This window comes from Streptomyces sp. NBC_00335 (genome assembly GCF_036127095.1).
Taxonomy (GTDB): Bacteria; Actinomycetota; Actinomycetes; order Streptomycetales; family Streptomycetaceae; genus Streptomyces.
This window is the reverse complement of record NZ_CP108006.1, coordinates 4,103,354-4,116,110: the sequence shown is the minus strand read 5'-3', so window position 1 is coordinate 4,116,110 and position 12,757 is coordinate 4,103,354. Positions and strand designations below refer to the sequence as shown.

The 12,757-nt window shown below is 71.0% G+C and carries 8 protein-coding genes; 4 read left to right on the top strand and 4 right to left on the bottom strand.

Going from position 1 to position 12,757, the window contains the following annotated elements; translation table 11 throughout:
* Positions 1-106: 106 nt before the first annotated feature.
* On the top strand, positions 107-781 hold the full coding sequence (locus tag OHA37_RS18400) for a TetR/AcrR family transcriptional regulator (RefSeq protein WP_266906589.1): 675 nt from the start codon (positions 107-109) through the stop codon (positions 779-781).
* 97 nt (positions 782-878) lie between these two features.
* Positions 879-1,400 (top strand): hypothetical protein, encoded by a 522-nt coding sequence (locus OHA37_RS18395; protein ID WP_266906587.1) that lies wholly within the window; start codon positions 879-881, stop codon positions 1,398-1,400.
* A 131-nt stretch (positions 1,401-1,531) separates the two neighbouring features.
* On the opposite strand, the gene OHA37_RS18390 is transcribed toward OHA37_RS18395, so the two are convergent.
* The 3 genes from OHA37_RS18390 to OHA37_RS18380 form a co-directional block, all read right to left on the bottom strand.
* Positions 1,532-2,575 carry an AI-2E family transporter gene (locus OHA37_RS18390; protein WP_266906585.1) on the bottom strand — a complete coding sequence of 348 codons (1,044 nt, stop codon included), beginning with the start codon at positions 2,573-2,575 and terminating at the stop codon, positions 1,532-1,534.
* Positions 2,576-2,647: 72 nt separating this feature from the next.
* Positions 2,648-4,306 (bottom strand): hypothetical protein, encoded by a 1,659-nt coding sequence (locus tag OHA37_RS18385; RefSeq protein WP_266906583.1) that lies wholly within the window; start codon positions 4,304-4,306, stop codon positions 2,648-2,650.
* A gap of 92 nt (positions 4,307-4,398) precedes the next feature.
* Positions 4,399-6,579, bottom strand: coding sequence for a SpoIIE family protein phosphatase (locus tag OHA37_RS18380; RefSeq protein WP_266906581.1), 2,181 nt, complete (start codon positions 6,577-6,579; stop codon positions 4,399-4,401).
* Between the two features lie 147 nt (positions 6,580-6,726).
* Between OHA37_RS18380 and aspS the strand changes: the two genes are divergently transcribed.
* Positions 6,727-8,532 (top strand): aspartate--tRNA ligase, encoded by a 1,806-nt coding sequence (aspS, locus tag OHA37_RS18375; RefSeq protein WP_266879572.1) that lies wholly within the window; start codon positions 6,727-6,729, stop codon positions 8,530-8,532.
* Between the two features lie 60 nt (positions 8,533-8,592).
* Here aspS and OHA37_RS18370 read toward each other — a convergent pair whose 3' ends face one another.
* Positions 8,593-10,257 carry a VWA domain-containing protein gene (locus OHA37_RS18370; RefSeq protein ID WP_266906578.1) on the bottom strand — a complete coding sequence of 555 codons (1,665 nt, stop codon included), beginning with the start codon at positions 10,255-10,257 and terminating at the stop codon, positions 8,593-8,595.
* Between the two features lie 292 nt (positions 10,258-10,549).
* Here OHA37_RS18370 and OHA37_RS18365 point away from each other — a divergent pair, with 292 nt between their 5' ends.
* Positions 10,550-12,652, top strand: a complete 2,103-nt coding sequence (locus OHA37_RS18365; RefSeq protein ID WP_266906576.1) for a PhoX family protein — start codon at positions 10,550-10,552, stop codon at positions 12,650-12,652.
* The last annotated feature ends 105 nt before the right edge of the window (positions 12,653-12,757 follow it).

The following is a 12,757-nucleotide window of genomic DNA, read 5'->3' as shown; positions in this document are numbered from 1 at the left end:
ATCGATGCCTGCTTCTCTAGAACGAACGCTCTATCCAGCGCTCGGAACGAACGTAGCACGCACTAGAACGAACGCTCTATCTAGTTCTCGGGGTAGGGTTTTCTCCATGGCGGCAGCAGCAGAGGCGAAGACGGCAGCGGCGACGACGGCGACGACGGCGACGACAGCGACGGCAGCGGTGGCGGACGGGCTCGGGACGCGGGAGCGGCTCGTCCGCACCGCCTCGCGCCTCCTCCAGCACGGCGGGTACGAGAACACGCCGGTCAAGCAGCTCGTCCGCGAGGCGCAGGCCACCCTCGGCTCGCTGTACCACTTCTTCCCCGGAGGCAAGCTGGAGCTCGCGGTCGCCGCGATCCACTTCGGCGACGAGGAGTTCGCCGAGGCCCTCCGCTTCGGGCTGTCCACGCACGCGGACCCGGCGCGTGCCGTGGAGGCCGTGGCCGAGCTGCTCGCCGAGGCGCTCGAGGCATCCGACTGGCGCGACGGCTGCCCCGTGACGACCACGGCGCTGGAATCGGTCGGCCGCCTGCCGGAACTCCAGGAGGCCTGCGCCCAGGCCTTCGCGAACTGGCAGCAGCTCGTCGCCGCGAAGCTCCTGGCCTGCGGCCACCCGGAGGCGGAGGCCCGCGAGCTGGCGGTCACCGTGATCAACACCCTGGAGGGCGCCGAGATGACCTCCCAGGTCACCCGCAGCCGCACCCCCCTCCTCCTGGCGGGCCGGCACCTGTCGCGCCTGATCTCCTCGTACGCCACCGGAACCGCGCCGGGACGATCGGCCTGATCATCAGGACCTTCGGCGGGCGACGGCGCCGACCGGGGGCTGTTGGCTTATCCGAGCCATACACGTACAGCCGATCAGCCCAGCGGAAGAGCCCGAGTTGAACACCGAACAGCCTCCCCACCCCCCGACGCACCCCGCCGGCCCGTACCCCGTGGGGCCCGGCGGTACGTACGCCCCGGCCTCGCAGGAGATGCCGCGTGCGGTGAAATCCGCGCGGATCGCGCTGTTCGCCGGGGCGGGCCTGAACTTCGTGATCGGGCTCTCCGTCCTGGTGCTCACCTTCGCCGGGACGGTCGCTGACGAGACCGGCGAGGCGGGGCTCACCGACGGGGCCCTCCTGATCGTCGCTCTGATCACCCTGCTCACGGGCGTCGTGTGCCTGGTGATCGGCCTCAAGTTCCGCAAGGGCGGGAACGGCGTCCGCATCGCCGCCATCGTCATCGCGGCACTCATCGGCGCGAACTCCCTGTTCGGGCTGATCTCCGGAGACGGGACGTCCGGGCCGAGCTTCGTCTTCACCGCCGTCGTCCTGTCCTGCTGCCTGAAGAAGGAGAGCGCGGCCTGGTTCCGGCGGCCCCGCGCGTCGGCTTCGGCCCCTCCCCGGACGTCACGGCCCTGATCGGCTTCGCCGACCTGAACCGGAGCCTGGGGCGGGCGGTCACGGCCCGCGTCCTGGATGCGAGGAGGCCGACCGGCTCCAGAGGCTGACACACCGTCGGTCCCGGTCCCGGTCCCGGCCGCGCCGCGCGCTCAGGCCTGCGCCGCGTACCGGGACCGCAGCTCCGAGACCACCCCGAAGAAGGCCGCGGTCAGCGGTACGGCCAGCAGCATCCCGAGGATGCCGGCGACGCTCGCCCCGGCCGTGATCGCCAGCATGACCACCGCCGGGTGCATCTGCACGGTGCGGCTCTGCACCATCGGCTGGAGGACGTACCCCTCGATCATCTGGACCGCCAGCACCACGCCCAGCGCCCACAGGCCGATGACCCAGCCGCGGTCGGCGAGGGCGACGAGGACCGCCACGGCGCCGGAGAGGAAGGCGCCGAGGTAGGGGATGTAGGCGGTCACGAACACCAGGGCGGCCAGCCCCACGGCGCCGGGGACCCGGAGGATCAGCAGACCCGCGCCGATCAGCACGGCGTCGACCAGGGCCACGAAGGTGGTGCCGCGCATGAAGCCCTCGACGGCTTCGAACGCGCGCCGCCCCATCGCCTCCATCAGGTCGCCCGAGCGGCTCGGGACCATCGAGCGCAGGGTGCCCACGGCCCGGTCGGAGTCGCGGAGGAAGAAGAAGATCAGCACCATGGCCAGCAGGGCCGTCGCGATCATCGTCGCGACCACGCTGAGCCCGGTGACCACGCCCGAGGCGGCCGTTCCGCCGAACTTGGTGAGCAGCTCCTTGGAGTTCTCGGCGACGTCCTCCAGGGAGGTGCCGAGCGCCCCGAAGTGCTTCGCGAGGTCCTGGCCGGCCTTGCGCAGGGAGTCGATGATCTGGTCGCCGGTCTCGATGAGCGCGAGGACGACGATGTAGCCGGCCCCGCCGACCACGGCGGCCACGGTCAGGCAGGTGAGGGCCGCGGCGAGCGAGCGGTTGACCTTCATCCGGACCAGCCGCCGGTGCATCGGCCCGAGCAGGGCCGTGCCGAGCACGGCGAGCAGCACGGGCGTGACCACCGTCCGGAACACGGTGCACAGCCACACCACGAGCGCGAGGACGGCGGTGGCGAGGAGGACGACGACGCACCAGGCGGCGAGGCGGCGTACGGGCTCGGGCAGCAGGTGAGTTGTCGGCACAAACTCATACAAACACGGCCGGGGAGGCGCCCCGGGCCGCGCCCCGCCGGAGGTGCGGCCGGGGCCCGGGTACTACGGGGTGACGACGACTTCGTCGACGCGGCTCGCGGCGTAGAAGTGGGTCGCGTCGGTCTGTTCGTAGCGGGCGGTCCAGGAGCCGGTGCGGTCGGCGGTGAAGGCCTTATTGAAGGTGCCGTCGGCGGCGGTCTTGGAGTTGCCCATGACCTTCCAGGTGGTGCTTCCGGTCGGGCGGAAGTAGTAGTGGACGGTCTGGCCGGCGAAGGGCTTCCACGCCGGGTCGGAGTGGGTGAGCTTGCCGGTGAGGGTGATCGGCTTGCCCTTCTTGACCGGCTCGGGTGCGGCGTTGAACTCCGGGACGGCCGTCATGGTCCGGGCGACCTTCATCGCCGGGGTGGTCCAGCCGTGGATGGCCGTCGTGCCCGCGTACCGCAGCCGGAAGTAGCCGGCACCCGGGTAGGGCAGCGTCGCATCGACGGTGGCCGGCTGGTTGGCGCCGGGCTTGGTGGGGACGTTGACGCTCTTGCGGGTGGTCCAGCCGGTCTTGCCGTCCGCCGAGTGCTGGATCTCCACCTTCAGGGAGGTGATGCCGGCCGGGATCTGGACGCGCTCGAAGTCGGCCTTCACGTTCACGGTCTTGTTCTGGTCCACCGAGGCCCAGGGGTACTTGAAGTAGGTCCCCGCCGTGGTGTCGACCGTCACGTACCGGTCAGGTGCGTGCAGCCAGTTCGAGGATGTCTCGATTGGCCAGGTGCCGTCGTTGAGGAACGTGGGAGACACGGTGAAACGGCCGGCGCTGTCCGTCGTGTTGCTGTTGCTGCTGCTGCTCCACGCGCCACCAAAGACCCAGGTGCCGGCCGGCGCCGGCTTCCACGTGCCGTCGGAGGCCTGCCAGGTGACCGTGCCGCTGACCTTGCCCCGTGTCGCGTAGGCGCCGGTCGCCTTCGAGGAGGCCAGGGCGATGCGTGCCTGCGTACTGGTGACGGGGACGCGTACGTAATCCTGTTCCTTGACGCCGTTCAGCGTGGTCGTGAAGTCGATGCTCGCGTAGGTGAACCCGTATTCGAGCTCTGCCCAGGACGTGTGAACTTCCTCGCCGCCCGTGAAAGCGGCCTTGTACTGGAAGTGTCCCTGTGCGTCGGCTTTGAACGGGGTGGTGAGGGCGCCGAACCGGGGTGTGATCGTGCCGCCCGCGATCGCCTTCTGCGAGTTGTCGCGGGGGTCGTGGATCTTGATGTCGCCCGAGATCACCGTGTTGGGCTGCGTGAGTGAGACCCCGTTCGAGATCTTCAGGTCCTCGAAGACCGGCCGGAGCCGGTAGTTGACGGCAGCCTCGTCCTGGTGGAGGACGGTCTCGCCCTCGGTGCCGTCGTACTCCACGTCGACGGTGTACTCCCCGAGCTCGGGGAGTACCAGCGGGTCGGTCAGGAAGGAGCGCGAGGTGACTTCGCCGATGCCGCATTCGAACGAGCACCGGTCCCTCGAGCTGAAGCTCGCGACGGTGGCGACCCGCTCGGTCGTGCCCTTCTTGCGCACGTGCACCTTGAGGCCATCGGGCTGCTCCGGGGCGCCGAAGTCCAGGACGACCCTCTCGTACTCCATCTCTGCCTTCAGCAACCTGTAGGGGTCCGCGGCGTGGGCCGCCGTGGGCCCGGCCAATACGGCCCCCACGGCTGTCGCCGTGCAGAGCAGGGCAAGGATGCGCTTCTTCATATGTCCCCCCGGAGACGCGTTCAGCGGTCGGTCACTGGACCGACCGCTGAAAGGACCGCCGACCCCGCGGGATGGTTGTACGCGGGTGTGATCTACGGCTCGTCGGGCTTGGACTGTTCGAGGAGCACGAACCAGGTGGACTTGCCCTCGCCGCGCGGGTCGACGCCCCAGTCGTCCGCCAGCATCTCCAGCAGCAGGACGCCCCGCCCGCTCGACGCCATCTCCCCGGGGTGCCGCTTGTGCGGCAGCTCGTCGGAGGCGTCCGCCACCTCCACCCGCAGCCGGCGCGAGCCGAGCTCGCCCACCGCCTCGGCGATCAGCAGCGCGTCCCCGTCCGTGTGGACCAGTACGTTCGTCAGCATCTCGGAGACCATCAGCACCGCCGCGTCGACCTGCTCCGGGTCCGCCCAGTCGTGCAGCAGCTCCCGGATCTGCTGGCGGACCCCCGCGACCCGCTCCGGCTCCGCCTGGGCGACGGTGGTCATCGTGCGCCGGGCCGGCCGCGACGGGTGCAGCAGCGGGGTCTCGCAGCCGCAGCCCTCGCCCTCGCGGCAGAGCAGGACGACGGCGATGTCGTCCTCGCGCCGGTCGGCCAGCGGGCCGGTGGTGTGGTGCGAGGACGGGCCGTGCACCGCCTGGACCAGCAGGTCTGCCAGCCGCTCCAGGTGGCGGGGCTCCGGGTCCTGGGGGTCGGGGGTCTGCGACTCCAGGATGGCCCGCAGCCGGGCCCAGCCCGTGTCGAGGTCGTGCCCGCCCGTCTCGATGAGCCCGTCGGTGCAGAGCATCATCGTCTCGCCGGGTTCCAGGGTGAACCGCGTCGTCGGGTAGTCGGTGTCCGGCACGATGCCGAGCGGCAGCCCGCCCGCCGTGGGCCGCATCAGCACCGTGCCGTCGGCCATCCGCACCGCCGGGTCGGGGTGCCCGGCGCGGGCCACCTCCAGCAGGCCGGTCTGCGGATCGCACTCCACGTACAGGCAGGTCGCGAAGCGCGGGCTCTGGAAATCGGAGTACCCGCTCGTGTCCGCGCCCGTCCCCGGCCCCGTGTCCTGCTCCGAGCACAGGCCCGCCAGGAAGCGGGAGGCGCGCGAGAGCACCGCGTCGGGCCGGTGGCCCTCGGAGGCGTACGCGCGCACCGCGATCCGGAGCTGGCCCATGAGCCCGGCCGCTCGTACGTCGTGGCCCTGGACGTCGCCGATGACCAGCGCGAACCGTCCCGACGGCAGCGGGATCATGTCGTACCAGTCGCCGCCGACCTGGAGCCCGCCGCCGGTCGGCACGTAGCGCGCGGCGAGGGTCATCCCGGGGATCTCGGGGCCGAGCTGGGGCATCATCGAGCGCTGCAGGCCCGTGGTCAGCTCCCGCTCGGATTCGGCCACACCGGCGCGCTGGAGGGCCTGCGCGAGCATCCGGGCCACCGTCGTCAGGACGGAGCGCTCGTCGGGGGAGAAGGACACCGGGTGCTTGAAGGCGGCCATCCAGGCGCCCATGGTCCGTCCGGCGACGATCAGCGGCAGGAAGGCCCAGGAGATCCGGTCGAAGCGCTGGGCGAGCGGCCAGGTGGCCGGGAAGCGCCGCTTGTAGTCGTCGGGGCTCGGCAGGTAGATCGCCCGCCCGGTACGGACGACCTCCGCGGCCGGGTAGTCGGTGTGCAGCGGCATGTCCGCGAAGGGGCCCTCGTCCCCGGGATCGTGCCCGTGGTGCCCGATGATCGACAGCCGGTCGCCGGACACGCCGAAGACGGCCAGGCCGTCGGGGATGAACCCGGGCATGGACAGCGAGGCCGCCACCCGCAGCACCTCGGCGGTGGAGCGGGCCTCGGCCAGCGCCCGCCCGGCGTCGAGCAGGAACGCCTCGCGCGAGCGGCGCCAGTCGCCGGTGATGGGGGTGTGTACGGCGGTGGTGCCGGGCTGGGCCTCGGCTATTTCCTGGATGGTGCCGATCAGCTCGTAGTCGAGGCGGCCGTCCGCGGTGCGGTTCTCCAGCGGCTTCGAGCGGCTGCGCACGGTGCGCAGCACGCGCCCGTCCTCGTCCATGATCCGCAGCCGGGCCTCGGCGAGGGTGCCCTCGGCGACCGCGAGGTTCACGATGCCGTTGATCTCGTTCCAGTCCACCGGGTGGAAGCGCGAGCGCACGGCGACCTCGGGCAGCGCGACGGGCTCGGCGGGCAGCCCGAGCAGCCGGGCGGCCTCGCTGTCGAGGGTGACCGTCCCGGACGCGTTGTCCCATCGCCACAATCCGGTCGCGATGGCGGCCAGGACGTCCTCTGTGCGCACCCGGTCATCTTTACAGGTCATCCGCCTGACGTGCCTGTTCACCACCCCCGGAGGGCGGCCCCGCACGGGCCCGCACGGGCTCGCGCCCCGGACGGTAACCTTGGGACGGTTGAATCCACCCTGGTATCACGTAGAACTGGATGACTGATGCATCGGTACAGGTCCCACACGTGCGGCGAGCTTCGTGCCTCCGACGTCGCCTCCGACGTCCGGCTGAGCGGCTGGCTGCACAATCGTCGAGACCTGGGCGGCATCCTCTTCATCGATCTGCGTGACCACTACGGCATCACGCAGCTCGTCGCCCGTCCCGGCACCGCCGCGAACGAGGCGCTCAGCAGCGTCACCAAGGAGACCGTCGTCCGCATCGACGGCAAGGTCGTCTCCCGCGGCGCGGACAACGTCAACCCCGAGCTCGCCACCGGCGACATCGAGGTCGAGGTCACCGCGGTCGAGGTGCTCGGCGCCGCCGCCCCGCTGCCCTTCACCATCAACACGGACGACGGGGTGAACGAGGAGCGCCGTCTGGAGTACCGCTTCCTCGACCTGCGCCGCGAGCGCATGCACCGCAACATCATGCTGCGCTCGGCCGTCATCGCCTCCATCCGCTCCAAGATGGTGGCCCTCGGCTTCAACGAGATGGCGACCCCGATCCTCACCGCGACCTCCCCCGAGGGCGCCCGTGACTTCGTGGTCCCGTCCCGCCTGAACCCGGGCAAGTTCTACGCGCTCCCGCAGGCGCCGCAGCAGTTCAAGCAGCTGCTGATGATCTCCGGCTTCGACCGGTACTTCCAGATCGCGCCCTGCTTCCGCGACGAGGACGCCCGCGCCGACCGTTCGCCGGGCGAGTTCTACCAGCTCGACGTCGAGATGTCCTTCGTCGAGCAGGAGGACGTCTTCCAGCCCATCGAGCGGCTGATGACGGAGATCTTCACCGAGTTCGGCAAGGGCCGCCCGGTCACCTCGCCGTTCCCGCGGATCCCCTTCCGCGAGTCGATGATGAAGTACGGCAACGACAAGCCCGACCTGCGTTCCAAGCTGGAGCTCGTCGACATCACCGACGTGTTCGAGGGCTCGGAGTTCAAGGCGTTCGCCGGCAAGCACGTGCGCGCGCTGGCCGTCCCGGACACCGCCGCCCAGCCCCGCAAGTTCTTCGACGGCCTCGGCGAGTACGCGATCTCGCTGGGCGCCAAGGGCCTGGCCTGGGTCCGCGTGGGCGAGGACGGCGGCCTGACCGGCCCGATCGCCAAGTTCCTCACCGAGGAGAACGTCAAGGTCCTCACCGAGCGCCTCGGCCTCGCCGCCGGTCACGCCGTGTTCTTCGGCGCGGGCGAGTTCGACGAGGTCTCCAAGATCATGGCGGGCGTCCGCGTCGAGGCCTCCAAGCGCGCCGGACAGTTCGAGGAGGACGTCTTCCGCTTCTGCTGGATCGTCGACTTCCCGATGTTCGAGGCGGACGAGGAGACCGGCAAGATCGACTTCTCCCACAACCCGTTCTCCATGCCGCAGGGCGGCATGAAGGACCTGGAGGAGAAGGACCCGCTCGACATCCTGGCCTGGCAGTACGACATCGTCTGCAACGGCATCGAGCTGTCCTCCGGCGCCATCCGCAACCACGAGCCCGAGGTCATGCTGAAGGCCTTCGAGATCGCCGGTTACGAGGCCGAGACCGTCGAGCGCGAGTTCGCCGGCATGCTGCGCGCCTTCCGCCTCGGCGCCCCGCCGCACGGCGGCATCGCCCCGGGCGTGGACCGCATCGTGATGCTGCTCGCCGACGAGCCGAACATCCGCGAGACCATCGCCTTCCCGCTCAACGGCAACGCGCAGGACCTGATGATGGGCGCGCCCACCATCCTGGAGGAGTCCCGCCTGCGCGAGCTGAACATCGCGCTGCGCAAGCCGGTGGAGACGAAGACGAGCGAGCCGGTCGACAAGGCCGTCAAGCCGCACCAGTAAGCCGTCACATGAAGAAGGGCCCGGGATCCGTACGGATCCCGGGCCCTTCTTCCGTTGCTCCTAGAACTTCTCCAGCAGGCCCTTGAGGAGGGCCGCCGAGGTCAGTTCGGCCGGGGCGGGGCCGGCGTGGAAGAAGCCGGCGTTGTCGGAGTCGGCGGACAGCTTGCGCAGGAAGTCGAAGGCCTTGGCGTCGTCCTCGCCGAAGGCGACGAACTGCCAGTGGATGCCGGGGGCCGCGGTGGCGGCGTCGGCGATCGCCTGGCGGGCGGGGCGGACGCTGTCGGGCGCGCCGTCCGTCTGGAAGACGACCAGGGCCGGACCCTCGCCGCCGTCCTTCTGGTAGCGCTCCACGACGGCCTCCACGGCGACGTGGTAGCTCGTGCGGCCCATCCGGCCGAGCTCCGCGTGGCGGGTCTCGACCCAGGCCTCGTCGTAGGCGTCGAGGGACAGGTCGGCCGTACCGTCCAGCTCGGTGGAGAAGAACACCGTACGGACGGTGGCCTCTTCGTCGAGGTGCGCGGCGAGGGCGAGGGCGTGGTCGGCGAGGTGCTGGACGCTGCCGTCCTTGTAGAACGGGCGCATCGAGCCCGACCGGTCGAGCACGAGGAACACGGTGGCGCGGGCGCCGGCCTTGCCCTTCGTGCGCAGGGCCTGTCCGGCGGCCTTGTACGCGGCCGCCAGCGGGGGCGCCTGCCGCTTGAGGGCGGCGAGGCTGTGCGCGGGGCCGCCTGCGGCGGCATCGGCGGTGAGGAGCTCGTCCTCGGCGTCGACCTTGGCGTCGACCTCGGCGTCGACCTCGGCGTCGGCCGCTACGGGCTCGGCTTCGGCTTCGGCCGCGACCGGCTCGGCCTCGGCGGCCTCGGGCTCCGCCTCGGTGATGACCTCGGCCTGGGCCGCGACGGGCTCCGCCTCGGGCTGCGGCTCGGCCTCGGCCTCGGTGTCCGCTTCCGGGGTGGCTACGTCGCCCTGCGGCTCGGTGTCCGCCTCGGCGGCGGGCTCCTCCTCGGGCGCCGCGGCCAGGGCCGGTTCGGCCTCCGCCTCGGCGGCGACCGGCTCGGCCTCGACCTCGGGGGTGGCGGCTTCGGCCTCGGCCGCCGGAGCGTCGAGGGGCTCGGCTTCGGCCTCCGCCACCTCGGCGGTGGCCTCGGCCTCGGCCGCGACGGGCTCCGGCTCGGTGGTGGCGGGCTCCGGCGTTGCCTCGGCGGCCGGTTCGGCCTCGGGCTCGGCTTCGGCCTTGGCCTCGGCCACAGCCTCGGGCTCGGCTTCGGCCTCGGCTTCAGCCACAGCCACAGCCTCGGGCTCGGCTTCGGCCACGGCCTCGGTCGCAACCTCGGCTGCGGCAGCCGGGGGCTCCTCCTCGGCGGCCGGTTCCGCTTCGGCGGCTACGGGCTCCGCTTCGGCTGCGGCCGGGGCCGTCGTGGTGGACGGAGTCGCGGGGGTTGCCGACGAACCCCCGGTGGAGGACCGGCGGGCCTCCGGGACCGTGGGGTCCGGGTTGGGGGCCGGGGCCGGGGCGGTGAGCACCGTGCCCGGTTCGAGGTCCCGGGGGGTGGACTGCGGGGGAACAGTGGGGTTGTCGAAGGAGGCGGCGACCAGCTCGGCCGCCGCGTCCAGGGGGGTGCGTTCGGTCTGGCTCGGGAGGGCCGCCGAAGTGGTGCCGGTCGTCTCCGGAACCGATTCTGAGGTCCGTCCGAACACCTTGCGCAACAAGCTCCGAATACCCATGGGCCAGGCCTTTCGCATGAGTGCGTGCATCATTTGTCCGAGCTGCGCGGTAGATCCCTGCCCAGAGTGGACACGTAAGGTTATCGGCCCCTTGGCTGGAACTTCGGGAGGGGCACCTTTCGTGGCGCCCGGTGCTCAAACACACCCGTTCCGCCCCCGAACTGCCGCCCCGACGTGCCGGATTCACCGGGCGTTCACCCAGCGGCCGCCGCTTCGGCGCAACCCGCCCATAGCGTCACCGACGGATTGTTCCGACACGTTGTCGGGGACCGTGCATCTACGGAGGACACTCGTGCGCAAGCTCCTGCCGCTCATCGGCACTTCTCATGGCGGCGGCCGTTCCGCTCTCACCTGCCGCTACCGCTGCGGCGACGCCTGCTTCCACGAGGTGCCGAACACCAGCGACAACGAGTACGCCGGTGACGTCATAGCCCGTGCCTACTCCCGCCGCGCGATGCTCCGCTCCGCCGCCGTCGTCACGGTCGCCTCGGCCGCCGGTACGGCCATCACGCTGAGCGGCAACGGCTCCGCCGCCTCCGCGGACCCGACGGTCGAGGCGCAGCGCGCCGGCGCCGCCGGGGTCAACGCCGAGGGTGCCCGCGGTCTGCGCTTCAAGCCGGTCGCGCCGAACACCGCCGACCAGGTCACCGTCCCCGAGGGCCACGAGCAGAACGTGGTCATCCGCTGGGGCGACCCGATCGTCAAGGGTGCCCCGGGCTTCAACCCGGACAACCAGACCGCCGCCGCCCAGGCCGGTCAGTTCGGCTACAACAACGACTTCCTGAGCCTGCTCCCGCTCGGCGGCGACTACGAGCGCCAGCAGCTGCTCGTGGCCAACCACGAGTACACGGACGAGCAGCTCATGTTCAAGGCGTACGACTCGGCGAACCCGACCCGCGAGCAGGTCGAGATCGCCTGGGCCGCGCACGGCCTGTCCGTGGTCGTGGTCCAGGAGGACCACCGCAGCGGCAAGCTGACCGCCGTCCACCGCCACCGCCTCAACCGCCGCCTGACCGCCACCAGCGAGTTCAAGCTGACCGGTCCGGCCGCCGGCTCCGACCTGGTGAAGACCTCGGTCGACGCCACCGGCACCAAGGCGCTCGGCACCCTCAACAACTGCGCCGGCGGCACCACCCCGTGGGGCACCACCCTCCACGGCGAGGAGAACTTCAACCAGTACTTCGGCAACGCCGGCCAGGTCACCGACCCGACCGCGGCCGCCCGCCTGAAGCGCTACGGCGTGACGTCCGGTGCCACCGAGCGCAAGTGGGAGCGGTTCGACAAGCGCTTCGACGTCGCGCAGGAGCCCAACGAGTCGCACCGCTTCGGCTGGGTCGTCGAGCTGGACCCGTACGACGTGAACTCCGTCCCGCGCAAGCGCACCGCGCTCGGCCGCTTCAAGCACGAGGCCGCGCAGCCCCGCCTGACCGAGGACGGCCGCCCGGTCGTCTACATGGGCGACGACGAGCGCTTCGACTACTTCTACAAGTTCGTCTCGTCGAAGCGTATGAAGAAGGGCGACTCCCGCGCGGCGAAGGAGCACAACCTCACGCTGCTCGACGAGGGCACCCTCTACGTCGCGAAGCTCACCGGCGACACCCCGGCCGCCGAGACCGACGGCTCCGGCAAGCTCCCCACCGACGGCGAGTTCGACGGCTCCGGTGTCTGGATCAAGCTCCTCACCTCCTCCCCCTCCGGGAACGTCTCGCACGTCGAGGGCATGACCGCCGAAGAGGTGTCCGTCTTCACGCGCCTGGCCGGTGACAAGGTCGGCGCGACCAAGATGGACCGCCCCGAGGACGTCGAGCCGTCCCCGCGCACCGGCCGCGTCTACATCGCGCTGACGAACAACACGGACCGCGGCAAGCCGGGCAAGGAAGGCGCGACCGAGGCCAACCCGCGCAACCTGAACAAGCACGGCCAGATCCTGGAGCTCGCCGAGAACTTCGACGACGCGGCCGGCGACGGCTTCGCCTGGCGCCTCTTCCTGGTCGCCGGTGACCCGAACGACCCGGCGACCTACTTCGCGGGCTTCCCGAAGGACAAGGTCAGCCCGATCTCCTGCCCGGACAACGTGGCGTTCGACCCGCACGGCAACCTGTGGATCTCCACGGACGGCAACCAGCTCGGCTCGCACGACGGCCTGTTCGGTGTCGCGACCGCCGGTGACCGCCGCGGTGAGCTGAAGCAGTTCCTGACCGTCCCGCGCGGTGCCGAGACCTGCGGCCCGATCATCCAGGACAAGCGCGTCCTGGTCGCCGTGCAGCACCCGGGCGAGATCGACGGCGCGTCCGTCGAGAAGCCGCAGTCGGTGTGGCCCGACGGTCCCGGCAAGATCGTCCGCCCGTCGGTCGTCTCGGTCTGGCGGAAGGACGGCAGGAACATCGGGGTCTGATGTCTGACGCCTGACGCCTGACGCCTGACGTCTGACGCCTGAGCCGAGGTGAGTTGACCCGAGGGGCACCGGTCGATGCTTGTCGATGTTCGTGGATGTTTCACG